Source organism: Halobaculum marinum, from assembly GCF_029338555.1.
Taxonomy (GTDB): Archaea; Halobacteriota; Halobacteria; order Halobacteriales; family Haloferacaceae; genus Halobaculum; species Halobaculum marinum.
The window spans coordinates 1,132,413-1,155,146 of sequence record NZ_CP119989.1 but is presented as its reverse complement, the minus strand read 5'-3'; the positions used below and the strand labels follow the sequence as shown (position 1 = coordinate 1,155,146).

21 protein-coding genes are annotated in these 22,734 nt (G+C 69.7%); 13 read left to right on the top strand and 8 right to left on the bottom strand.

Annotation, left to right across the window (positions count from 1 at the left end):
• Positions 1-11 precede the first annotated feature (11 nt).
• Together P0R32_RS05985 and P0R32_RS05980 are read left to right on the top strand one after the other, a co-directional pair.
• On the top strand, positions 12-638 hold the full coding sequence (locus tag P0R32_RS05985) for a PH domain-containing protein (protein WP_276239041.1): 627 nt from the start codon (positions 12-14) through the stop codon (positions 636-638).
• A complete protein-coding gene (locus P0R32_RS05980) occupies positions 635-1,219 on the top strand; it encodes a PH domain-containing protein (protein WP_276239040.1) in 585 nt (194 codons plus the stop codon). Before P0R32_RS05985 ends, P0R32_RS05980 begins: the two co-directional genes overlap by 4 nt.
• Before the next feature lie 155 nt (positions 1,220-1,374).
• Here the strand turns inward: P0R32_RS05980 and P0R32_RS05975 are convergent, their stop codons facing one another.
• Positions 1,375-3,171, bottom strand: coding sequence for an acyl-CoA carboxylase subunit beta (locus tag P0R32_RS05975; protein WP_276239039.1), 1,797 nt, complete (start codon positions 3,169-3,171; stop codon positions 1,375-1,377).
• A gap of 86 nt (positions 3,172-3,257) precedes the next feature.
• Here P0R32_RS05975 and P0R32_RS05970 point away from each other — a divergent pair, with 86 nt between their 5' ends.
• The 3 genes from P0R32_RS05970 to P0R32_RS05960 all read left to right on the top strand — a co-directional run bounded on the left by P0R32_RS05970 (position 3,258) and on the right by P0R32_RS05960 (position 6,349).
• Entirely contained in the window at positions 3,258-3,650 is a 393-nt protein-coding gene (locus tag P0R32_RS05970) for a hypothetical protein (protein ID WP_276239038.1), read from the top strand.
• A gap of 144 nt (positions 3,651-3,794) precedes the next feature.
• A complete protein-coding gene (locus tag P0R32_RS05965) occupies positions 3,795-5,633 on the top strand; it encodes a S9 family peptidase (RefSeq protein ID WP_276239366.1) in 1,839 nt (612 codons plus the stop codon).
• Positions 5,634-5,911: 278 nt separating this feature from the next.
• Positions 5,912-6,349, top strand: a complete 438-nt coding sequence (locus P0R32_RS05960) for a ubiquitin-like small modifier protein 1 (RefSeq protein ID WP_276239037.1) — start codon at positions 5,912-5,914, stop codon at positions 6,347-6,349.
• Between the two features lie 160 nt (positions 6,350-6,509).
• Here the strand turns inward: P0R32_RS05960 and P0R32_RS05955 are convergent, their stop codons facing one another.
• The 5 genes from P0R32_RS05955 to P0R32_RS05935 all read right to left on the bottom strand — a co-directional run bounded on the left by P0R32_RS05955 (position 6,510) and on the right by P0R32_RS05935 (position 11,135).
• The gene (locus tag P0R32_RS05955; RefSeq protein WP_276239036.1) at positions 6,510-6,737 is read right to left on the bottom strand and encodes a hypothetical protein; all 228 of its coding nucleotides are present in this window, start codon (positions 6,735-6,737) and stop codon (positions 6,510-6,512) included.
• A gap of 49 nt (positions 6,738-6,786) precedes the next feature.
• Complete coding sequence (locus P0R32_RS05950; protein WP_276239035.1) at positions 6,787-8,499, bottom strand: sensor histidine kinase; 1,713 nt, start codon at positions 8,497-8,499, stop codon at positions 6,787-6,789.
• Positions 8,500-8,691: 192 nt separating this feature from the next.
• Positions 8,692-9,570: a class 1 fructose-bisphosphatase gene (locus tag P0R32_RS05945; RefSeq protein ID WP_276239034.1), complete on the bottom strand. Its 879-nt coding sequence runs from the start codon at positions 9,568-9,570 to the stop codon at positions 8,692-8,694.
• Positions 9,570-10,382, bottom strand: coding sequence for a class I fructose-bisphosphate aldolase (locus tag P0R32_RS05940; protein ID WP_276239033.1), 813 nt, complete (start codon positions 10,380-10,382; stop codon positions 9,570-9,572). Before P0R32_RS05940 ends, P0R32_RS05945 begins: the two co-directional genes overlap by 1 nt.
• 81 nt (positions 10,383-10,463) lie before the next feature.
• A complete protein-coding gene (locus tag P0R32_RS05935; protein ID WP_276239032.1) occupies positions 10,464-11,135 on the bottom strand; it encodes a DUF7409 domain-containing protein in 672 nt (223 codons plus the stop codon).
• 162 nt (positions 11,136-11,297) lie between these two features.
• Between P0R32_RS05935 and P0R32_RS05930 the strand changes: the two genes are divergently transcribed.
• The 7 genes from P0R32_RS05930 (at position 11,298) to P0R32_RS05900 (ending at position 21,103) form a co-directional block, all read left to right on the top strand.
• Positions 11,298-12,152: a 3-hydroxyacyl-CoA dehydrogenase family protein gene (locus P0R32_RS05930; RefSeq protein ID WP_276239031.1), complete on the top strand. Its 855-nt coding sequence runs from the start codon at positions 11,298-11,300 to the stop codon at positions 12,150-12,152.
• A 46-nt stretch (positions 12,153-12,198) separates the two neighbouring features.
• Positions 12,199-13,950 (top strand): sensor histidine kinase, encoded by a 1,752-nt coding sequence (locus P0R32_RS05925; protein ID WP_276239030.1) that lies wholly within the window; start codon positions 12,199-12,201, stop codon positions 13,948-13,950.
• 61 nt (positions 13,951-14,011) lie between these two features.
• Complete coding sequence (gene mvaD / locus P0R32_RS05920; RefSeq protein ID WP_276239029.1) at positions 14,012-15,013, top strand: phosphomevalonate decarboxylase MvaD; 1,002 nt, start codon at positions 14,012-14,014, stop codon at positions 15,011-15,013.
• A 237-nt stretch (positions 15,014-15,250) separates the two neighbouring features.
• Positions 15,251-16,393 carry an NAD(P)/FAD-dependent oxidoreductase gene (locus P0R32_RS05915; RefSeq protein WP_276239028.1) on the top strand — a complete coding sequence of 381 codons (1,143 nt, stop codon included), beginning with the start codon at positions 15,251-15,253 and terminating at the stop codon, positions 16,391-16,393.
• Between the two features lie 145 nt (positions 16,394-16,538).
• Entirely contained in the window at positions 16,539-16,688 is a 150-nt protein-coding gene (locus tag P0R32_RS05910; RefSeq protein ID WP_276239027.1) for a rubrerythrin-like domain-containing protein, read from the top strand.
• A gap of 118 nt (positions 16,689-16,806) precedes the next feature.
• Positions 16,807-19,644 (top strand): DEAD/DEAH box helicase, encoded by a 2,838-nt coding sequence (locus P0R32_RS05905; RefSeq protein ID WP_276239026.1) that lies wholly within the window; start codon positions 16,807-16,809, stop codon positions 19,642-19,644.
• A gap of 64 nt (positions 19,645-19,708) precedes the next feature.
• The gene (locus P0R32_RS05900) at positions 19,709-21,103 is read left to right on the top strand and encodes a M14 family metallopeptidase (RefSeq protein WP_276239025.1); all 1,395 of its coding nucleotides are present in this window, start codon (positions 19,709-19,711) and stop codon (positions 21,101-21,103) included.
• A 54-nt stretch (positions 21,104-21,157) separates the two neighbouring features.
• On the opposite strand, the gene P0R32_RS05895 is transcribed toward P0R32_RS05900, so the two are convergent.
• Both P0R32_RS05895 and P0R32_RS05890 read right to left on the bottom strand, forming a co-directional pair.
• On the bottom strand, positions 21,158-21,400 hold the full coding sequence (locus tag P0R32_RS05895; protein ID WP_276239024.1) for a hypothetical protein: 243 nt from the start codon (positions 21,398-21,400) through the stop codon (positions 21,158-21,160).
• 61 nt (positions 21,401-21,461) lie between these two features.
• Positions 21,462-21,851, bottom strand: a complete 390-nt coding sequence (locus P0R32_RS05890; protein ID WP_276239023.1) for a DUF7522 family protein — start codon at positions 21,849-21,851, stop codon at positions 21,462-21,464.
• 158 nt (positions 21,852-22,009) lie between these two features.
• Here P0R32_RS05890 and P0R32_RS05885 point away from each other — a divergent pair, with 158 nt between their 5' ends.
• Entirely contained in the window at positions 22,010-22,723 is a 714-nt protein-coding gene (locus P0R32_RS05885) for a class I SAM-dependent methyltransferase (protein ID WP_276239022.1), read from the top strand.
• Positions 22,724-22,734 lie beyond the last annotated feature (11 nt).

The window sequence follows — 22,734 nt, the reverse complement described above, 5'->3', positions numbered from 1 at the left end:
CACCCACGGCCATGTCCACATCTGCGACGGACGGCGCCCTCCCCGACGGGTTCGACTGGCTCTCGCTTGACCCCGAGGAGGAGGTGGTCTGGGCCGGCAACCCGCACTCGTCGAGTCTCGTCCCCGCCCTGGTGGTCGGGGTTCCGCTGTCGCTGGTCCTCGTCGGCATCCCCATCATCGTCTCGGCGTACCTCGCCCGCGAGAACACCGAGTACGTGATCACCACCGAGGCGCTGTACAAGAAGCGCGGCGTGCTCTCGCGCGACGTGAAGCGCGTCGGCTTCGAGAAGGTGCAAGACACCTCATACACGCAAGGGTTCTTCGGCACGCAGTTCGGCTACGGCACCGTTGACATCTCGACCGCCGGCGGCTCTGGCGTCGAACTCAGCTTCGACAGCGTCGGCGACCCGAAGCGGATCCAGGAGTTGGTGAACGAGCGGATCCGCGCACGAGAGGGGCGTTCGTCTGACGAGGGCGAGTCGAAGGGCGACGTGCTCGAGGACATCCTCGTCGAGTTGCGAGCGATCCGGACTGCCGTCGAGGGGCCGACCGACGAGGGCTCGGACCTCGACCACGCGGACGAGGAGGCGGTCGAGGTGGAGACGGACTCCCCGTTCGTCGACGGCGACGACCGATGACCGACGACGACGCCACGCCCGTCCCGGAGGCGGTGCCGGTCGCCGACGACGAGTCGGTGCTGTGGACGGGTAGCCCGCGCCTGTCTGCGGCCGCGCCCGCGGCGGTGGTGGGCCTGCTCGTCGCCGGCATCGGCCTCGCGGTCGCGGTCGGCCCCGCGGCGACCGACGCACTCGGCCTCGGGGTCGCGGCGCTGTCGGTGCTCGTCGGCGCGTCGATTCCGGCGCTGTCGGTGCTGTCGCTGGTGAACACCCGGTACGTCCTCACAGACCGCGCGGCGTCGGTGAAGCGCGGCGTCGTGGGGCGGCGCGTCGTCCGCGCACGGCTCTCGATGGTCGAGAACACCGCCTCAGCGCAGTCGGCGACGGGGGCGCTGTTCGGCTACGGGACGGTCACGCTGGAGACCGCCGGCGGGGGCGTCTCCTTCCGCCGCGTCGACGACCCGCAGGCGGTCCGACGGCTCGTCGACGAGCGCACTCGCGGCGAACGCGAAGACGAGGGGGCGAGCATCCCCGGGACGCTCGACTCGTGGCGTGCGGTCCGTGCGGAGGTCCGACTGCTCCGGACGGCGCTCGAGCGGTAGGCGAGTAGCCGACGCGGTCGCTCGGCGTCGTCGCGTGGTGTGGCGAACAGCCGGTGGATCACCGCAGACGACGGGTCACCGGGCACCCGCAGACCGTCGTCCGGCAGTCGGTCAGGCCATACGGCGGTTGGTTCCGGCTTCCGGTTTGAACCTGATCAGAGGATCGTGCCGTGCTTCTTGTCCGGCACCGACTTCTCGATGTCTTCGTAGAAGTCGAACCGCTGGACGAGTTCCTCGCGCAGACTCGACGGCGGCACGATCTCGTCGATGACGACCTCGCTGGCCATCCGGTGGATGTCGATGTCGCGGCGGTACTCCTCGCGGAGTTCGTCCTCGCGCTGTTGGCGCTCCTCGGGGTCGTCGATGGCGTTCAACTTGTTCGCGTACACCGCGTTGATCGCCGCTTCGGGGCCCATGATGCCGATCTCGCCAGAGGGGAGGCCGATGACCGACTCGGGTTCGTAGGCAGGGCCGCCCATCGCGTAGATGCCCGCGCCGTACGCCTTGCGGACGACGACGGTCTGTTTCGGGACGGTCGCCGAGGAGGTGGCGTAGATGAACTTCTTCCCCTTCTCGAGGATGGCGTCTTTCTCGACTTGGCTCCCGGCCATGAAGCCGGGCGTGTCACAGAGGTACAGGAGGGGCACCTCGTAGGCGTCGCACGTCCAGATGAACTCCGCCGCCTTCTCGGCGGCGTCCGGGAAGATTGCGCCCGACCGCTCGGTCGGCTGGTTCGCGACGATCCCAACCGGGCGACCGTCGATGCGGGCGAACGCGGTGACGATCTCTTTGCCGTACTCCGGTTTCAGTTCGAAGACGGACTCGGCGTCGCAGATGCGCTCCAGCAGGTCGTGGACGTCGTACGGGCGGTTCGGTGCCTCCGGGATCAGTTCGTCGATGCCGTCCGGCGAGTACGTCGGGGGCTTCGGGTCGCTCCGCGGCGGCTTCTCGCCCGCCTTGTCCGGGAGATACGAGACGAGTTTCGCGACCAGGTTGCGGGCGTGTTGTTCGTCCTCGGCCACGAGGTCGGCGCTGCCGGAGTACTTCGCGTGGACGTCCGGGCCGCCGAGGTCGTCCATCTCGATCTCCTCGCCGGTGACCATCTTCACCATCCGCGGCGACGCGATGGCCATCGCGGACATCCCCTCGACCATCACCGTGAAGTCGGCGAACACGGGCGTGTACGCGGCGCCCGCGATGCACGGCCCGTAGAGGACGCAGATCTGCGGGACCCGCCCCGACAGCATCGAGTGGTTGTAGTAGTACTTCCCGATCCCCTCGCGGTTGGCGAAGAAGCCCGTCTGCTGGTCGATCCGGCCGCCCGAGGAGTCCATCAGGTACAGCACCGGCTTCCCGTTCTTCAGCGCGCGCTGTTGCATCCGCAGGAACTTCTCGACGCCACGCCCGGCCATCGACCCCGCCTTCACGGTGAAGTCGTTCGCCATGAAGTGGAGGTCGCGCCCCTCGAACTCGGCGGCGCCGGTGATCAGGCCGTCGGCGGGCACGCGGTCGCCCTCGTCGTACTCGTCGACGTCGGGCGAGTCCGGGTGCCACGCGTCGAAGTGGGCGAACTTCCCGTCCTCGAACTTCACGCCGTCGGCGGCGGCGTCGGTGCTCGCGTCGCCGACGCCGCCAGCGCCGTCGTTCCCGAACCACAGGTCGAGCCGGTCGCGGACGAACAGCTTCCCCTGTCCGGGGAGCCGATCTTTGTACTTCTCGGGGCCGCCCTGGAGGATGTCGTCAATCTCTGCGCGGAGCGTCGCCTCGCGGTCGGTCGGTCCCAGATCGTCGTCCAGCGGGTAGTCGATCTCGGGCGGCTCGGCCGTCGCGAGGGGTTCGTCGGCGTCGTCGCCGGCGTACACCTCGATGTCGACGCCGAAGTGCTCGGCCATCGCCTCGGCGATGGCGGAGGCCTCCTCGTCGGTCGCGGCTGCGCCCACGTGGACTTTCATGGAGGAGTCTCCGCAAGAATTGCGGAAAGGGTTTTCCATGGGCGCCGACCGGTGCAGATATGTCGGGTCGGTTTCACACCACACCCATGCCGATCACCGACGACGAGTTCGACGCCGGTACCGTCGACGAAGACGACGCCGGCGGTGCCGAACAGGACCCGATCGAGACCGAGAAGGACCTGATCCTGTCGTTCCTCAGCGAGCGCGTGGGGCAGGCGTTCACCGAGCGCGAGATCGTGTTCGGGGTGGACTTCAGTCCCGTCTACGCCGACCAGTCGGAGTCGACGCCCGGGTCGCGTGCGGTCGGCGCCGTCACCGGCGGCCTCGTCGACGTCGCCGGCGACGCCGCTGCCAGCGCCATCGTCGTCGACGACGTCGACGAGGCGCTCGCGCAGTTGGTCGAGAGAGGCGCCGTGCAGGCGACGGAGGTCGACGACGGCGACGGAACGACGCGAACGTACTACCGCATCAGCGACTGAACCCCCGTTCTCGGTCGTCGCGAGTACGTGTCACACATATTTCAGAAAGAGCGTTCTGATTAGACTGAAGTTCCCCCGACCGAACCGACGACCGTGAGCGACGAACACGACGACACCCTCCGAGCCCTCGCCGAGTTGCCGACGATGGCGCACCCGACGACCGCCCCCGATGGCGACGAGGTGGCGCTGTACTACGACATCGACGGGCGCAACGAGTTGTACCTCCTCGACCCCGAGAGCGGGGACCTGGAGCAGTGGTCAGACGGGCAGGTCCCCAAGGACGCCCGCCACGACTTCGCGTGGGACGCCGCCGGCGAGCGCGTCTTCTTCCACCTCGACGAGGCCGGCAACGAGCAGAACGACATCCACGCCATCGACCGCGACGGGCACGCCGAACCGGTCGTGGAGATGGACGGCCAAGTGTCGTTGCAGGCCGTCGGCGAGGACGGCGAGACGCTGCTGGTCGGCTCCAACGCCGACGGGCAGATGAACGTCTACCGCCACGACCTGCCGTCGGGCGAGACGACGAAGCTGACCGACTACGAGCGCGCCGTCTGGACGGCGGAGCTGTCACCCGACGGCGAGCGCTTCGCGTTCATGACGAACGAGTCCGACGACTACGACAACGCGGACGTGTTTGTCGCCGACATCGACGGCTCGAACGCCCGGAACCTCGACATCGGCGAGACGGGCGCAGAGGCCGCACCGGCCGACTGGCACCCCGACGGCGACGCACTCCTCGTCTCGGACAACAGCCCCGACAAGGGTCGCTGCGGCGTGTACGACATCGAGACGGGCGAGGTGACGTGGTACGGTGACGACCAGTTCGAGGAGTCGCCCGCGTACTTCCTCCCCGACGGCGACCGCTTCCTCGCGACGCGGATGCGCGACGCGGAGGACGTCCCCGTCGTGTACGACGTGGCGACGGGCGAGTCGCGCGAGTTGCCCCTCCCCGGCGGCGTCGCCTCGCTCGTCGACGACACGCCGCTGACCGACGGCCGGATCTTGATCCAGCACACGACGCCGACGCGACGGAGCGAACTGCTCGCGTACGACCTGAAGACCGACGAGTCCGAGACGGTGCTGGAGGCGGAGTACGGGCCGTTCTCGCCCGACGACTTCGCCGACGCGCAGTACTTCACGTTCGAGTCGGACGGCGTCCCCGAGACGCCCCAGCGCGCCGTCGAGCACGACGCGTACGACGAGTTGGAGATCGGTGCGATCTTCTACGACTCCGGCGAGCGCCCGTCGCCACTCATCGTCAACCCCCACGGCGGCCCGCGCCACCACGACCGCCTCTCGTTCAGCTACCGCACGCAGTTCCTCCTCTCCCGGGGCTTCTCCGTGCTCCAGGTGAACTACCGCGGCTCGACCGGCCACGGTCGGGAGTTCGTCGAGGAGTTGTACGACGACTGGGGCGGCGCAGAGCAGGGTGACGTGGCCGCCGCGGCCGAGCACGTCCTCGCCGAGTACGACTGGCTCGACGACGACCGCGTCGTCGTGTTCGGCGGCTCCTACGGTGGCTACTCGGCGTACTGGCAGCTCGTGCAGTTCCCCGACCTGTACGACGCCGGCATCTCGTGGGTCGGCGTCTCGGACCTGTTCGACATGGCCGAGAACACCATGCCACACTTCCGCTCGGAGCTGATGGTGAAGTACCTCGGTGAACCCGACGAGAACCACGACCTGTACGAGGAGCGCTCGCCGGTCACCTACGCCGACAACCTCGCGGCGCCGATGCTCGTCGTCCACGGCGTCAACGACCGCCGCGTCCCGGTGTCGCAGGCGCGCATCTTCCGCGACGCGCTCGACGAGGCGGGCTACGCGGCGGGCGACGACTACGAGTACGAGGAACTCGGCGAGGAAGGCCACGGCTCCTCCGACATCGACGACAAGATCAGGAGTCTGGAGCTGATCGACGACTTCCTCGACCGTCGAGTCGGCACGGTCGACGGGGCGCTCGCGGCTGCGAGCGACGACTGAGGTCGGTCGCCAGCCACGGTCGACCCACTACTTCCCGGTCCTCTCTGTCACGCGGCTCGTGAGCCGCACCCGTACGTCCTCGCCGCGGTAGACCACCGTCGCGCCGATGCGCGCTTGGCGACGTTGGGGCGCAAAAAGCCGAGTTACTGGCAATACGGGCGTAGATCGGGTGTATCGGCGCTTTCCGAAGGGGCCGCGATGGGGCCGACTCCCACGAGACTGAAAGCGGCTCGAACAGTGAAACGCCGTGACCGCGAACGTGTTGACTGAGAAGGAAGATGGGCTACCGAAACCACCTCCACGTCTGTCAACACTGCGGCGTCGTCCAGGCCACCGCCTCGCAGGTCGGCCCGAACCGGTGTATCGTGTGCGGAGAGCGCAACTTCTCCGAGTACGTTCCGGCGAACACCGTCACGTTGCGGCTCTACTCGGACTTCAAGCGCGCCGTGGGAGAGCGCTCGGTCGACGTGGACATCCAGACGCCGGCCACCGTCCGCGACGTGTTGGAGGAGCTCGTCGCCGCCCACCCGGACCTCGCGCAGAACGTGTTCGGCGACGACGGGGGGTTGGCCGGCGGCACCCACGTCATCCACAACCACGAGGACGTCACCGCAGTCGACGGGGTCGACACGCCCGTTCACACCGGCGACGAACTCGCGCTGTTCACGCCGCACGGCACGTTCGACCGACCGGAAGAGCGCGCGCAGATCGGCTGACGCGGTCGGCGGTGGCGGGGCCTCGCGGTCGGCGGCGACGGAGCTCTCGGGGTCTCGGTCGGTCGCGTCGCTCCCCTGTTTCTGGGCGGCTCGGCCCACAGACCTCGCCGCCGGACTGTCGCGGTCTCGGTCGGTCGCTTCGCTCCCTCACTCGACCGCGCTAATCGAACATCTTGTCGTCGAACTCCGGCACGTCGAACCCGCCCTCGCCACCCCATCCGTCCATCACCCGGCTCTGGTACAGCATCATCGCCACCTGCGGCACCGCCTGCGGAGGGACCGGCGACGACTCGTCGAACGCCTCCGCCGACCACGTGTTGTACTCGTCGACGATGTCCATCGCGTCCTTGAAACTCCGCAGCATCAACGCCTTGTAGCGGTCCCTCATCGGCGCGTACTCGCGGCCGCCGCGCCGTCTGTCTATCGGTTTCGAGAGGTCACGCGTCGCCCCCGTCCGCCCACTCGTCGTCGCGGCGAGTGTCGCCGTCCGCCGTCGGTGCGACCGGGAGTCGGACCGAGACGCGCGTCCCGCTCGCGTCCTGGGTGTCGACCGAGAGCGTGCCGCCGAGGATGTCCACACCCCAGCGAACGACCCACAGGCCGAGGCCGGCGGAGTGTCGCAGCGGACCCTCGGTGTCCGCGAGGAGCGTCTCGCGCTCCAAGTCCGGCAAGCCGTCGCCGTCGTCGTCGACGGTCGCCGTCACGGTCTCGGACCCCTCGTCTCTCGCGACGGTGACGACCACCCAGCTGTCGCCGTGTTTCGCGGCGTTCTCGACGACGTTCTCGGCGACGGCGAACAGCAGTTCCCGGTCGACACACGCCTGCGGGCCGGGGGCGATGTCGACCTCGAATCCCACGCCAGGGTACGACTCGGCGACCCGGTCGACGGCGTCGTCGAACACGTCTCCCACGGAGGTGGGGTCGTCCGTCGTCGGTTCCGCGGCGACGACGCGCTCGACCGTCCCCGCCTTGCGACTCAACCCCGCGAGGCGGTCGGCGGACCGCTCGACCGCCGCGATGGCCTGCTCGTCGGCGGGTGTCGCGCCGGTCGCGCTCGCGGCATTGCCGCGGATCACGTTGACGTCGTTGCGGAGGTTGTGCCGGAGGACGCGGCTGAGGACGGCGAGTCGCTGTTCGCGGTGCTCGCGGCGCGTCACGTCGCGCAGGACGTGCGTGTAGCCGAGCGTGTGGTCGAGTCGATTGCGCACCGGCGACACCGACACCGAGTAGCGCCGCCGGCCCTCGCGCGTCGGCAGTTCGAGTTCGTGTCTGCCGGGGTCGAGCGCCCGCTCGACGCCGAGCACGCCCGCGACCGGCCGGCCGACGGGGTCACCGATGAGTCGCTCACGGGCGCTGGTGTTCGCGTCGACCACCCGATTTTCGGCGTCGGTGATGAGCACCGCGTCGCTGAACCCCTCCAGCGCGACCCGCCGACCGATGACGCGCGGCGCCGGCGACCGACCGAACAGGTCGAAGCGGAACAACACGACCGCGAACAGCGCGCAACTCACCGACATCACCATCGGCGTCGGGTCGACGCCGGGGACCGGGGTCAAATCGAACAGCCACAACAGACTCGCGACGAGCGCGATACCTGCGCCGCCGGCGACGGCGCCCCCCTCGACGGAGACGAGTTGGCCGTCGGCCGCGAGCGCCCGGAGGATCACCATCGTCCCGACGCCGATCAGGACGTACGAGTAGGCGACGTGGACGTAGAACAGCGGCCCGGGGTCGTACTGCACCCCGGCGACCGCCGTCCCGACGACCCGATAGTCGGTCCACAGGAGGTCGTGGAGCGGCGCCGTCGCGGTGAGGAGGAACACGACTGCCGGGAAGACGACCAAGGCGGCGGCGTGACCCACCGAGAACCGGTCGGAGATGCCGGCGTACGACGCGGCGAACAGGATCCAGGCGACCGGGAGGCTCCCCCGACCGAGGTACACCAACGTCTCCAACGCCTGCCGCGCCCCGGGGTCGAACGTCACGAGCGCCGCCGCGTACGAACTCGTCCAGACGGCGGCGCTCGCGGTCAACACGACGAGGGCGCTGGCGCCGGGGCGGTCCCGACGCCGGTAGGCGGCGACGGACAGCGCCGCCGCAACCGTCGCGGCGACGAGCGCGAACGACGGGAGCACGACGGCGACGACCATCAGTGCGCCCTCGTTCGAACGGCGACGTAGATACCTACCGGCCCGAGTCTCACGAGTGGTACTCGGCGGTCGGGTGCGCGACCGCCCCGTCGGGCGGATCGGCGGTCGACCAGCGTCGTCACGACCACCGCGACTGCCGCCGCGAGCGCCTCGACCGCCGCGACCGCCGCAACCGCCCGTCGAGGAGGCCGCCTACCCCAACGCCGCTTCGAGTCGCTCGATCAAGTCGTCGTTACCGACGTGGACGGGGACGCGTTGGTGGAGTCCCGTCGCCGGGGCGTCGAGGATCGACCCGTCGCCCGTCGAGGAGCGCCCGCCGGCGCCTTCGAGGACGTACGCGACGGGGTTCCCCTCGAACTGCAGGCGAAGCTTCCCGTTCGGGGCCGACTCCAACGCCGGGTACGCGAACACGCCGCCGTAGGTGAGCACCTGACTCACGTCGGCGATCATCGCGCCGCCGTAGCGCAGTTTCAGTTCGTCTTCCACCTCGTCGACGTAAGCGGCGAAGTCGGCCGGCCAGTCGGGGACGCGACCGCCGAAGCCGTACACCGTCGGGTCGTTCGGGAGGTCGAGAGTGTCCACGGCTTCGCGCTCGCCGTCCTCGGTGACGAGGTACTCTCGGATCGTCGTCTCCTCGGGCGCGCCGACGCCGGCGACCATCGACGTCACCGGGCCGTAGAGGACGAACCCGGCGGCGACGAGGTCGCGACCGCCCGCCGGGAGCGCGCCGTCGTACACCGCGACGACCGTCCCCATCGGGTTGTTCGACCGGAGGTTCGACGAGCCGTCGAGCGGGTCGACCGCGACCGAGACGGGACCGTCACCGGTGTCGACGGCGTTTTCGCGCTCCTCGCTGGCGTACGTGCCGACGCCGTCGAGCGCGCCGATGGCTGACTCCAGCAGGTCGTCGGCGTACACGTCCGCCGCGAGCACGTCCTCGCCGGAGGGGTTCTCGCCGTCGAGGTACCGGCGGCGTCCAGGGAGTCCCGCCCGAACCTCGGGGGCGACGCTCGCGACGGTGTCGAGCACCGCCTCGGCGACCGCCTCCGGATCCGTGTCCGGCGCCCCCATCAGTCGTCGGCGGCGACGGCGGACGTGTAGGTGAGCGCCTCCTCGACGGTGGCACCCTCGAACATGAGCGCCTCCAGTGCGTCGAGGATTTCGCCGGGGTTCTCGCGCTGGAACACGTTCCGACCGACGGCCAGTCCCTCGGCCCCGCCGTCGAGCGCCGCCGCCACGGTCTCTAGGAACGCCACGTCGTTCGTCTTCGACCCACCAGACATCACGACCTTCGTCGGCCCGGCCATCCGAGCGGCCTTCGCCATCGCCTCGCCCGATCCGGGGTACTTCACCTTCACGACGTCCGCTCCCAACTCCAGTCCGAGGCGCGCCGCGTACGCGATGGTGTCGGGGCTCGTGTCGTTCTTCAGCCCCTGGCCACGGGGGTACGACCACATGACGACGCCCATGTCGTGTTCGCGGGCGCCCTCTTGTGCGTCGCGGAACTCCTCGGCCATCTCCACCTCGTTGTTCGACCCGCCGTACAGGGTGAAGCCGATGGCGTCTGCACCGAGGTCGGCGGCGTGGTCGACCGACCAGTTCACCGCGGAGTCTGGCTCACCCATCCAGAGGTTCGACGTGCCGTTGAGTTTGGCCAACAGCGCCACGTCGTCCTCGTAGCTGGGGTAGTACGACTCGGCGACGCCCTTCCCGACGGCGAGCGCGGTGACGGCGTCGTGTGTCGCGAGGTCGAACACCCGCTCCGGATCGGCCGTCGCCGGGTTCGGCTCGAAGTCCACGGGACCGTGCTCGATGCCGTGGTCGTACGCCAGAATCAGCGCCTTACCGTCTCGGGTGATAGCGTCGTCCGCGCCGGAGATCATATGCTAAACGGCGACGCCATCACCCATAAATCACATGGTGTCTGAGGGTTGAAATTTACTCGGCGGCGAGTAGCGCCTTCCTCACTCGACGCGTTCTGCGGCGGCGTCGCGGAGGCCGGCGACGCGCTCCTCGTCGCGCTCCAGCGCGTCCGCGACCTCCGCGGGGTCGGCGATAGCCAGCGCCCGCGCGGACGTGATGCCGGCCTCCGCGAGGTCGGCGGCGTCCGCCGGGGTCACGCCGTCGACGTCACCCACGGGAATCGGTCGGGAGCGTTCGCGCCACGCCGACTCCGCGGCGACGGGGTCGCCAGAGCCGTCCGCCTTCGTCGCGTCGGTGCCCGCCTCGCTCGCGGCGGCCACCCACTCGCGCTCGGCGTCCGCATCGGCGTCTGTGTCGTTGTCCGCATCGGCGTCGTCGTCCGCGGCGGTCGGTTCGGGGGCGTCGTCGTCGTCGGCTGGCTCCCGGTCTTGCCAGTCGCCGGAGGAGGCCGCGACCCACGCGCGCTCGGCGTCGCCGAGGCCGCGGATCTGCGAGGACCGTCGACCGAGGTCCTCACCCTCCGACTCGAACGACCACGCCAGCGAGTGCTCGCGCCGGATGCGCGCGGCGACGCCGGGGTTCACCCCCGCGTCGATCAGCATCCGGTAGGAGACGGTCTTGGCGCGCACGTCGTCGGCGTCGAACGACGCCTCAGCCAACACCGCCGCCGTCGCCGGCCCCACGTGCTTCAACTCCCGTACGTCATCCCCCACACCTGGTCACCTGTTGGGTCCCTCGGAGCCGAGTGCTTTAATCTTTCTGCGCGAGCTATCAGTAGCGAATAATTCGTCAGAATCACGTCATCCTGCCGGGGCGGACGCGCGCGACGCCCGCGCTCCGCTACGCTTACGGTGACCGCAGGGGCACCCACGCTCATGCGTGAACTCGAAGCAGTCGAGACGGTCGGCGTCGTCGGCGCGGGGACGATGGGCAACGGCATCGCCCAGGTCGCCGCGACCGCCGGCTACGACGTGATCATGCGCGACATCGAGGCCGAGTTCGTCGACAACGGCCTCGACGCCATCGAGTCGTCGCTGTCCCGTCTCGACGGGAAGGACGCTCTCGACGAGGACCCCACGACGATCCAAGGGCGGATCACCGGGACGACCGACCTCGCGGACCTCGCCGACGCCGACCTCGTCGTCGAGGCAGCGCTGGAGGACATGAGCGTCAAGCAGGACATCTTCACCGATCTGGACGACGTGACCGACGACGACGTGGTGCTCGCGACGAACACCTCCACCCTCTCCATCACGACCATCGCGTCGGCGACCGACCGCGAGGACCTCGTCGTCGGTCTCCACTTCATGAACCCCGTCCCGATCATGACGGGCGTGGAGGTCGTGACGGGCGAGAAGACCGCACCCGCAGTCACCGAGTTCGCCCACGCCTTCGCCGAGGACCTGGGCAAGGAGACGTGGGAGAGCGACGACAAACCCGGGTTCGTCACGAACCGCGTGCTCATGCCCTGGATCAACGAGGGCATCCGCGCGTACGACGAGGGCGTCGCCTCGAAGGAGGACATGGACAAGGGGATGAAACTCGGCACGAACGTACCGATGGGGCCGCTCGAACTCGCCGACCACATCGGCCTCGACATCTGTCTCGACGCCAGCGAGACGCTCCACGAGGAACTGGGCGACCGGTACAAGCCCGCCTACCTCCTCAAGCGGAAGGTCGCCGCCGGCGACCTCGGGAAGAAGACCGGGAAGGGCTTCTACGAGTACTGAGACCCGGGGCGGTACGCTTTTATTGCGGGTCACAACTGTTCCGGTCGTGTTTCCACGTGCGGACGTGGCCGCCGTCGTCGCCGCCGCGTTGGTCGTCGCCGTGTGGGCGGCCACGGTTGCGTGGCGCCACCGCGAGGAGCGCGGCGCCGTGGCGCTGGCTACGCTGTTGATGGCAGCCGCCTGGACGGCACTGGCGACGCTCGGCGGCTTCACCGCCGAAGGTGCCGACCAGCTTCTCGTCTGGCGGCAACTCAGACAGGTCGGGTTCGTCGTGTTCGCCCCTGCGTTCCTGCTGTTCTGCGCCAGGTACGCCGAGGTCGACCGGCTCGCCGGGCGACGGACCGTCGCGGGCCTGGGCGTGGTCGCGGCGCTCATCGCCGCCGGCATCGCGACGACGCACCTGCACGGACTGTTCTACGGCGTCGGGGAGTTCCGGCTGGTCGCGGGGGTCCCACGTGCCGACTTCGAGCGCGGGCCACTGTTCTGGGTGCACATCCTCTACGCGTACGTGTTGGTTGCCACCGGCACCGTCTTGGTCGTCCGCCGGGCGATCCGAACCCGTCACCTGTTCCGGCGGCAAGCGGCCGTGGTCGTCGCGTTCGCGCTCGTCCCGTGGGCGTCGAACGTCGTGGCCGTCGCCACGCCGTCGGCGGTGTTGGTCGACCCGACCGTCGTCACGGTACCGGTGGCCGGCGCACTCGTCGCGGTGGGCGTGTACCGCTACCGCGTGCTCGACGCCGCGCCGGTCGCGCGCGGCATCGTCCTCGACCACATCGACGACGGGGTGCTCGTCGTCGACCACGACGGGTCACTCGTCGACTACAACCGGACGATGTGGCGCTATCTCGGCCCCAACCCGGTCGGAAAGCCGGTGAGGGAACTGCGCTCTGACCCACTCTCGGAGTACCTCGCCGCGCGAGAGGGGCCCGGTACGGTCGAAGCCAGCAACCTCGAGCGTCGCCCCGACGACGCAGATGACGAAGACGACGCAGACGACGGAGACGGCGGAGACGGCGCCGTCGACAGTCTCTCGCTGCTGGACGCGACTGGGGAGACGCGGACGTTCGACGTGCGACGGTCCGGGATGACCGACACCACCGGCGCCGAACTCGCAGCCGTGTACCTGTTCCGCGACGTGACCAAGCGGCGCGAGCGGGAGGCACAACTCCGACGTCGCAACGAGGAACTCGACCGCTTCGCCGGGGTGGTCAGCCACGACCTCCGCAACCCGCTCGCGGTCGCGGATGGGTATCTCGACCTCGCTCGCGAGACCGGCGAGGCAAACCACTTCGAGCGAGTCGAGGGCGCCCACGACCGGCTGGACGCGATCATCAGCGACCTCCTCGCGTTGGCACGGACCGACGAGCCGACCGTGGCACCAGTGCGACTCGCGGAGAGCGTCCGAGGCGCCTGGCGCCACGTTGACACCGCCTCCGCCTCGCTGTCGCTCGACGTAGCCGAGGACGTGGTCGTGCTCGCGGACTCCGCCCGCCTCGACCGACTGTTCGAGAACCTCGTGCGCAACGCCGTCGAACACGGCGGCGACGACGTGACCGTCACCGTCGAGGCGGGCGACGACTGGTTCGCCGTCGGCGACGACGGCCCGGGCCTCCCGGCCGACCTCGGCGAGGCCGCCTTCGACGAGGGTGCCTCCGGCGACGGCGGCACCGGAATCGGACTCGCCATCGTCCGCTCGGTCGCCGAGGCGCACGGCTGGACGGTCGAGGTCGACGAGGCGGCGACGGGCGCACGCTTCGTCGTGCGCGGCGTCGAGCGGCGGAGTTCGGACGAGCAGTGACCGACTGACGGGAGTGCGCCCATTCGGAACGACTAACCCCGGCCCCGCCCGTTCGGCGAGTATGAAGGCCACCGCGACGGCCCACCCGATCCAGGGCCTCGTGAAGTACCACGGGATGCGCGACGCCGAGCGACGGCTCCCGTACCACGACTCGATCAGTCTCTGTACCGCCCCCTCGCGGACGACGACGACCGTCGAGTGGGAGCCGGACGCGACGCCCTCGGACGACGAGTACCGCATCGACGGCGACGTCGTCGAGGGGCGCGGCGCCGAGCGGATCGAACTGGTCACCGACTACGTGCGCGACTTGGCCGACCTCGACGCGGCGGTCCGCGTCGAGTCCGAGAACTCCTTCCCGTCGAACGTCGGCTTCGGCTCCTCCTCCTCGGGGTTCGCCGCGCTGGCGATGGCGCTCACCGAAGCCGCCGGCCTCGACATGACGCGCCCGGAGGTCTCGACGGTCGCGCGCCGCGGCTCGTCGTCCGCCGCCCGCGCGGTCACCGGCGCCTACTCGGTGCTGTACGCCGGCATGAACGACGAGGACTGCCGCTCGGAGCGCCTCGACGTCGGTGTCGGTCCCGACGGCTTCGACCCGGAGGAGGACCTCCGCGTCGTGACGGCGCTCGTGCCCGCGTACAAGGAGACCGAAGAGGCGCACCGCGAGGCAGAGGCCAGCCACATGTTCGACGCCCGGATGGCCCACGTCCACGAACAGCTCCAGCGGATGCGCGACCGCCTCCGCGTCGGCGAGTTCTCTGGGATCTTCGAGATCGCAGAACACGATTCGCTGTCGCTGACGGCGACGACGATGACCGGCCCCGCTGGCTGGGTGTACTGGCAGCCAGAGACCATCGCCGTGTTCAACGCCGTGCGCGAACTCCGCGAGGAGGAGGACGTGCCCGTCTACTTCTCGACGGACACCGGCGCGAGCGTGTACGTCAACACGCCCGCCGAGTACGCCGAGCGCGTCGAGGAACGGATCGCGCAGGTCGGCGTGGAGACGGAGATCTGGGAGGTCGGCGGCCCGGCGCGCGTGCTGAGCGAGTCGAAATCGTTGTTCTGAGTCGGCGCCGCCGCTCGGTGTGGGGCTGACAGGCGGTGCATCCGTCGCCGCTCGCCTCGGCGACGGTTCGACCCCGCGGACGGTGCACCACACACCAGCCTCGCCGTCCGCGGTCGACGGTCAGGTCATCGACGGTCGTGGTCCCGGCATCGGACGTGAACCTTCGCCCCCGCGGGGTCGGTCACGACCCCGAACCGCCGCTAGGCCCTTACGCGCGTACGCCGTAGTCGTGGTACGATGCACGTCGCCGTTCTCGGCGCCGGTTACGCCGGCGTCGCCTTGACCCGCAAACTCGAATCGCGCCTCCCGTCCGACGTGGACATCACGCTCGTCGACGAGTCCGCCGACCACGTCCTCGTCCACGAGACCCACCGCGCGATCCGACGCCCGGCGGTCGCCGACGCCATCTCGATTCCCGTCGAGGACCTGCTCGACCGCGCCGAGTTCGTCCGCGACCGCGTCGTCGACGTCGACGCCGAGGCCGGCCAGGCGGAACTGGCGTCCGGCGACACCATCGAGTGGGACTACGGGGCACTCTGTCTCGGCTCGGAGACGGCGTACTACGGTATCGAGGGGCTCCGCGAGCACGCGACGCCGTTGAAGTCGCTCGACGACGCCGCGCGGGTCCGCGAGGACTTCCTCGACGTGGTCGAGCACGGCGGGCGCGTCGTCGTCGGTGGTGCTGGCCTCTCGGGCGTGCAGGTGGCCGGCGAGTTGGCCGCGCTCGCCCGCGAGGAGGGCGCGGAGGTCCCCGAAGACGTGGAGGTCGTCGTGGTGGAGATGCTCGACGACGTGGCGCCGAACTTCCCCGCGAACTTCCGGCGCGCGGTGCGCGAGCAGTTGACCGACCGCGGCGTCGACGTCGAGACGGGGACGACCGTCGAAGAGGTGTTCGACGACCGGCTCGTCACCGACGACGGCGACCTCCGCTACGACCAACTCGTGTGGACCGGCGGAATCGCGGGCGACGACGCCCTCGACGGCGACCGCCCCGTCGTCCGCGCGGACCTCCGTTTGACCGACCGGACGTTCGCACTGGGCGACGCCGCGCGGGCGGTCGACGCCAACGGTGAACCGGTGCCCGCCTCGGCGTCGGCTGCCATCCGCGAGGCGAAGACGGTCGCCGAGAACCTCGCGCGACTGGTCGACCACGACCGCACGGCGCAGCCGGACGACTTCGAACCGCGCCTCGCACGCTACCGCTTCGAGGTACCCGGCTGGCTCGTCTCGATCGGTGACGGCGCGGTCGCGCAACTCGGCCCGACGGTGCTCACCGGCACGGCGGCGAAGGCGTCGAAGGCCGGCGTCGGCGCGGGCTACCTCACCTCCGTCGGCGCCGTCGACAAGGCGCGCAAACTGGTCGAGGAGGAACTGCTGTAGCGGCACCGCCCGGCAGTCCCCACTGCTCGACCGGTGTCCCGGCGAGAGATTGGACGGCCGTCAATACGTATCCGTATAATGTCCTAGAGTCCTTCGTACCCATCTGTAGACAACGTTTAGGGGTGGTTGTGACACACGTTCACTCATGCCAGCCATCGACATCGATCCGTACCGCGCGTCGGAGGGCCTGTTCGAATGTGTCGGCTGCGGGAGCCGAACGCAGTCGGGGAGCCACCCGGGCACGTGCCCGAGTTGCGGTAACCACGTCCAGAACCTCTCGGTGAGCCGCGAGTAAGGCTCACCCCACCTGACCACCTCGACACCGCGGTTTCTGCGCTCCGTCCGACGCCGCCGAGCGACGCGATGCGTCCGGGAGCGCGACGCTTAACCACCTCGCGCCGTTACGACGCGCGATGAGCGACACGTCGCGAGCGACGGGGATGGACGCCTTCGCCGCGCTCGGCGACGAGGTGCGGGCGGCCCTCTCGGAGCGAGGATTCACGACGCCGACGGCGCCCCAACGACGAGCTATCCCGCCGCTGGCGGCCGGGAAGGACGCCCTCGTGATCGCCCCGACCGGCACCGGGAAGACGGAGACGGCGATGCTCCCCGTGCTCTCGGCGCTCGCGGACACTCGCCCGGAGGGGCTCGGCGCGCTGTACGTGACGCCGCTTCGGGCGCTCAACCGCGACATGCGCGAGCGGCTTGAGTGGTGGGGCGAGTACCTCGACCTCGACGTGCAGGTGCGCCACGGCGACACCACCCAGTACCAGCGGAGCAAGCAAGCTGACGACCCGCCGGACGTGCTCGTGACGACGCCTGAGACGCTCCAGGCGATGCTTACGGGCGAGAAGCTCCGGGCCGCCCTCTCGGACGTGGACCACGTCGTCGTCGACGAGGTGCACGAACTCGCCGCCTCGAAGCGGGGCGCACAGTTGACAGTGGGGCTCGAACGCGTGCGCCGACTCTCGGGCGACTTCCAGCGGATCGGCTTGTCGGCGACGGTCGGCGACCCCGAGGAGGTGGGGAAGTTCCTCACCGGCGACCGCGGCTGTGAGATAATCGAGGTCGACGTGGGGAGCAAGGTCGAGTTCGACGTGGTGTCGCCGGAGGTGACGCTGGAGGACGAGCGCCTCGCCGGGAAACTGGCGACCGACCCCGACATCGCGAGCCACGTCCGGTTCATCAGGGACGTGGTCCGCGACAACGAGTCGGTGCTGATCTTCGTCAACACCCGCCAGACGGCCGAGGCGCTCGGCTCGCGGTTCAAGACGCTCGGCGAACCGATCGGGGTCCACCACGGCTCGCTGTCGAAGGACGCGCGGATCGAGGTGGAAGACGCGTTCAAGGCCGGCGAGGTCGACGGGCTCGTCTGCACCTCCTCGATGGAGTTGGGGATCGACGTGGGCCGCGTCGACCACGTCGTCCAGTACAACTCCCCGCGCGAGGTCGCGCGCCTCCTCCAGCGCGTGGGGCGCGCGGGCCACCGCCGCGACGAGGTGAGCCGCGGCACCATCGTGACGGACGCTCCCGACGACACGATGGAGGCGCTCGCCATCGCCCGCCGCGCCGTCGACGGCGACGTGGAGGACTCCGGCATCCACCACATGAGCCTCGACACGCTCGCCAACCAGATCGTCGGGCTGCTGATGGACATGGGCGAGGTCGACGCCCGCGAGGCGTACGAGCTGATCACCCGGGCGTACCCGTTCCGCGACCTCGCGGAGGCGACCTTCCGGGAGGTGGCGCGAGAGCTGTCTGGGAACCGGCTGCTGTGGATCGACGAGGAACGCGACGTGCTGGAGACCTCCGGTGGCACGTGGCAGTACTACTACCGGAACCTCTCGATGATCCCCGACGAGGAGACGTACGACGTGTACGACATCTCCTCGCGCCGCCAGATCGGCACGCTCGACGAGCGGTTCGTCGTCAACTTCGCTCAGCCGGGGGAGGCGTTCATCCAGCGCGGGGAGCTGTGGCGCATCAACGACATCGACGACGAGGAAGCGGAGGTGAACGTCGCGCCCATCGAGGACCCCGCCGGCGAGGTGCCGTCGTGGACTGGCCAGGAGATTCCCGTCCCGCGCGCCGTCGCCGGGGAGGTTGGCGAGATGCGCGGCGTCGCCGAACCGCAGTTCGCCGGCGGCGCCGACACCGACGCGGTCGCCCGCGAGTTCGCCGGGCGCTACCCCGCCGAGGCAGACACCATCGCCGTCGGCCTCGACACCGTCCAGAAGCACGCCGAGGCGGGCCACCCGATGCCGACCGACTCGCGGATCGTCGTGGAGGGGCTCGGGCGCTCCATCGCGATCAACGCCGCGTTCGGTCACGAGGTGAACCGCACGCTCGGCAGACTGCTCTCGGCGCTCATCGGCCAGCGCACCGGCTCGTCGGTCGGGATGGAGGCCGACCCGTACCGCGTCGAGTTGGAGGTGCCGAACGGCGTCACCCCGGGGACCGTCATGGAGGTGCTGGAGGAGACCGACCCCGCGCACGTCGAGGCGCTCCTCGAACTCGCGTTGAAGAACTCGGACACGCTGAAGTTCACCCTCGCACACGTCGCCGCGAAGTTCGGCGCGCTGAAACGGTATCAGGGGAACAAGCGCTTCGGCGGCGACCGCCTCATGGCCGCGCTGGAGGGGACGCCCGTGTTCGACGAGGCGGTGCGGGAGGTGTTCCACACGGAACTCGCCGTCGAGGAGACCGCCGACCTGCTCGACGCCATCGACGCCGGCGACGTGGAGGTGGTCGCCGCTCGCGAACGCACTCCACTCGGGACAGATGGCCGCTCCTCCGGTCGGGAGTTCCTCGTGCCCGAGAACGCCGACGCGTCGGTCATCGAGACCATCCGCGACCGGATCATGGACGACCACGTGATCCAGTTGTGCGTCCACTGCGGCGAGTGGAAGCAACGGACGAAGGTGCGGCGCGTCCGCGACACCCCGGAGTGTCCCGAGTGCGGGTCGACGCGCATCGCGGCGCTGAACCCGTGGGACGAGGACACCGTGAAAGCCGTCCGCGCCCACGAGAAGGACGACGAGCAGGAGAAGCTGACGCGGAAGGCGAACCGCGCGGCGAACCTCGTGCAAGCGCACGGGAAGCAGGCGGTGATCGCACTCGCCGCTCGCGGTGTGGGGCCACACAACGCCGCGCGGATCATCGGGAAGTTGCGCGAGAACGAGGACGACTTCTACCGCGACATTCTCAAACAGGAGCGCCAGTACGCGCGGACGAAGAGCTTCTGGGAGTAGTCGACGCCAGCGTTCGTGGTCGCGAACCGTTGGATTGTTGATACAGTGTCGAGGGGTCCGAACGATGAGCGACGCCTCCAGCCCGTCGACGCGGACGTTCAGGCACCTCGCCGACGCGGTCCCCCGCTACGACTCGTTCCTCACGGTGGCCGAGCACCGCGAGCGCGACCGTTCCCTCGCGGCCGCCCACGACCACGTCACCTACCGCACCCACGGCGAGACAGCAGATAGCGAGGAACTGTGGTCCGTCACGGTCGGCGACGGCTCCGAGAGCGCCCTCCTGTTCGGCGCCCCCCACCCGAACGAGCCCATCGGGTCGACGACGGTCGACTTCCTGCTCCACGAACTCGCCGCGAACGACGCCCTCCGCGAGTCGCTCGACTACGAGTTCGTCTGCGTCCCCGTCGCCGACCCAGACGGCGTCCGGCGCAACGAGGGGTGGTTCGACGGGCCGTTCACGCTGTCGAACTACGCGCAGAACTTCTATCGCCCGCCACCCGACGAGCAGATCGAGGCGACGTTCCCGATCCACCACGAGGGATACCGCTATGAGGACCCGACGCCGGGGACACGGGTGCTCGCCGACCTGATCGACGACCACGACCCCGAGTTCCTGTTCAGCCTCCACAACGCGCCCTTCGGCGGGTGTTACTACTACGCGAGCGAGCGACTGGAACCGCTGTACGACACCCTCCAGTCCATCCCCGAGGACCACGGCGTCCCGCTCAACCGTGGCGACCCCGAGAACCACCGCAACGAGGCGTTCGCCGACGCCGTGTTCCGGCTCCCGACGTTCGAGGACCGGTACGAGGAGGTCACAGCCGAGGGAGCCCCCCGCGAGGAGTCACTGCTCGGCGGCAACGCCGTCGACTACGCCCGCCGGGCGACCGACGGCGACCCCCCGGTGGAGGTCGTCGTCGAACTGCCGTACTTCCGCGACCCTCGCGTCGGCGACACGACGGAGTTGGACCAAAGCCGCAAAGAAGTGATCCGCGAGGCGGTCGAGCGCCGTCGCCCGCTGATCCGCGAGCTTCGGGCCGCCGTCGCCGCGACGGTCGAGTACTTCCCTGACACGCCGATGGCCCGCGAGGTGCGCGGCGTGTTCGACTGGTACGCGAGCGAGGACGAGTCGCGGCTCGCGTGGGCCGAGTCGAGCGCCGAGGGTGACGAGCCCGAGACAGTCGCCCAGCGAGTCGAGGAGGAGGCGACGTGGACGTACCACCTGCTCACGAACGCGGGGATGCTGCTCCGGACGCTCGACACTGCTGCGATGACGGTAGCGGACGCCGGTGCTCGCCGGCGACTCGTCGACGCGAAGGCGGCGGTCGAGCGGGTGTTCACCGACCGGATCGCCGACCTCCAGCGAGCCATCGACTACGAGGTCGTCCCGATCCGCGACCTCGTCGCGATCCAAGCGCGGGCCGGTCTCGTCTGTCTGGACTTCCTACAGCAGCGGTGAGTACCGGACTCGACGAGGTCACGTGCGACCGCCGGGTCGGCCGTCGTCGCCTGCTCAGTCGAGGAGCGCGAGGACCGCGTACCCCGAAGCGAGACTCACGGCCGTGACGGCCAGCATGAACACGGTCGGATCGATATCGATCCCGCGGTGAACGAGCACCACGGAGTGGATCGCGATCGCGAGGAGGGCGGCGACGAACCCCAGTGTCGCGAGCACCTGTTTCGCACGGCGAGGGTGATTCCACGCGTCGGGATCGGTCGTCAGTCTGGCTCGGAGTTTCGCAACTGCGGAGGGCACGGTCGTCGCTTCTCGTAGAGGGTGAACAGTGTACCGGTGTCGATCCCCCGCCGGCGGCGACTCAGTCCTCGCCCTCCCACTCGTCGAGCGTTTTGCCGACGGCGGTCGCGAGGTGGTTGAAGTCGCGAAGCTCCATCCCGTCACAGGTGACGAGCACGCCCTTGTCGCGGCCGTCGACGCGGATGGCGTAGCCGTTCTCGAACACGCGCATCGTGTAGCGGTAGCGGCCCAACTCGGTGCCGGAGTAGCCGTCGCTCGCCATCGCGAAGTCCTGGCGCTCGGTGCCGATGAACGCCATCAGGTCGGCGTCCTGCTCCAAGTCCTCGCGGAGGTACAGCTGCTCGTGGTCCGTGCGCGAGAAGTACGTCACCGACCGCGCGTTGTCGCCGACGGTGGTTCGACACGTGGAGACGAGTCGCTCGGCCGCCTCGTCGGGCAGCAGTTGGGACATACCACACGCCCGCCCGCGGCGAGGTTAGTCCGTGCGGTTCGGCGTCAGTGTTGCCGGTTGTTCGAAGGAGCTACTCGGAGGCGAGTGACGGCTCGCGCGGCCGGAGTCGGTACCGAGTCTCACACAGCGTCTTTGGGCCCGGTTGCCTCGACTCCGCCGTGACCGACCCCTACGGCCGCGCGATCCGAGACCACCATCGCGGCGAGCGAACGGACCCGCTGTGGTGTGTCGACGGCGACGACCGCGTCGAACACCCCGTCGAGCGCTACTACTTCGCCGAGCGCGACGACGCGGTGTACGAGACGCTCGACGACGACGGCCTCGCGACGCCGCTGGTCGACCTGGGTGCCGGTGTCGGACGCGACGTGCGCCGGTTCCAGCGACGCTACGACGGCGAGGTCGTGGGGCTAGACCCGAGCGGGCACCTCGTCGAGACGATGCGCGAGCGGGGCCTCGAGCGCGCCGTCGAGGGCGACATGTTCGCCCTCCGCGAGACGTTCGACCGCGACCGCTTCCGGGCGGCGTACGCCCACGGCACCCAGGTCGGACTCGCGCGCTCCCGGCACGGGCTCCGACAGTTCCTCGCGGACCTGGCTGTCGTGACGACCGACGACGCCGTCGCGGTCCTCGACAGCTACGACCCCGACGCGGACGCCGCGCGCGACCTCCTCGGCTGGCGCCCGGACCCGACGCCGGGGCTGGGCTACCGGGCGTTCCACTTCGAGTACGAGGGCAGCGTCGGCGACACGCTGGTGTTCCGGCTCTTCTCGCCAGCGGTGCTCCGGGAGGCGTGCGCCGGCTCCGCGTGGCGCGTCGACGAAGTCCGGTACGACCGGCCGGAGCACTACGAAGCGGTGCTGCGCAAGGCGTAGCCGCTGCCGGC

Coding starts and splice junctions, on each gene's coding strand:
- P0R32_RS05985 (WP_276239041.1), top strand. CDS start 12: ATGTCCACATCTGCGACGGACGGCGCCCTCCCCGACGGGTTCGACTGG.
- P0R32_RS05980 (WP_276239040.1), top strand. CDS start 635: ATGACCGACGACGACGCCACGCCCGTCCCGGAGGCGGTGCCGGTCGCC.
- P0R32_RS05975 (WP_276239039.1), bottom strand. CDS start 3,171: ATGAAAGTCCACGTGGGCGCAGCCGCGACCGACGAGGAGGCCTCCGCC.
- P0R32_RS05970 (WP_276239038.1), top strand. CDS start 3,258: ATGCCGATCACCGACGACGAGTTCGACGCCGGTACCGTCGACGAAGAC.
- P0R32_RS05965 (WP_276239366.1), top strand. CDS start 3,795: ATGGCGCACCCGACGACCGCCCCCGATGGCGACGAGGTGGCGCTGTAC.
- P0R32_RS05960 (WP_276239037.1), top strand. CDS start 5,912: ATGGGCTACCGAAACCACCTCCACGTCTGTCAACACTGCGGCGTCGTC.
- P0R32_RS05955 (WP_276239036.1), bottom strand. CDS start 6,737: ATGAGGGACCGCTACAAGGCGTTGATGCTGCGGAGTTTCAAGGACGCG.
- P0R32_RS05950 (WP_276239035.1), bottom strand. CDS start 8,499: ATGGTCGTCGCCGTCGTGCTCCCGTCGTTCGCGCTCGTCGCCGCGACG.
- P0R32_RS05945 (WP_276239034.1), bottom strand. CDS start 9,570: ATGGGGGCGCCGGACACGGATCCGGAGGCGGTCGCCGAGGCGGTGCTC.
- P0R32_RS05940 (WP_276239033.1), bottom strand. CDS start 10,382: ATGATCTCCGGCGCGGACGACGCTATCACCCGAGACGGTAAGGCGCTG.
- P0R32_RS05930 (WP_276239031.1), top strand. CDS start 11,298: ATGCGTGAACTCGAAGCAGTCGAGACGGTCGGCGTCGTCGGCGCGGGG.
- mvaD (WP_276239029.1), top strand. CDS start 14,012: ATGAAGGCCACCGCGACGGCCCACCCGATCCAGGGCCTCGTGAAGTAC.
- P0R32_RS05915 (WP_276239028.1), top strand. CDS start 15,251: ATGCACGTCGCCGTTCTCGGCGCCGGTTACGCCGGCGTCGCCTTGACC.
- P0R32_RS05910 (WP_276239027.1), top strand. CDS start 16,539: ATGCCAGCCATCGACATCGATCCGTACCGCGCGTCGGAGGGCCTGTTC.
- P0R32_RS05905 (WP_276239026.1), top strand. CDS start 16,807: ATGAGCGACACGTCGCGAGCGACGGGGATGGACGCCTTCGCCGCGCTC.
- P0R32_RS05900 (WP_276239025.1), top strand. CDS start 19,709: ATGAGCGACGCCTCCAGCCCGTCGACGCGGACGTTCAGGCACCTCGCC.
- P0R32_RS05890 (WP_276239023.1), bottom strand. CDS start 21,851: ATGTCCCAACTGCTGCCCGACGAGGCGGCCGAGCGACTCGTCTCCACG.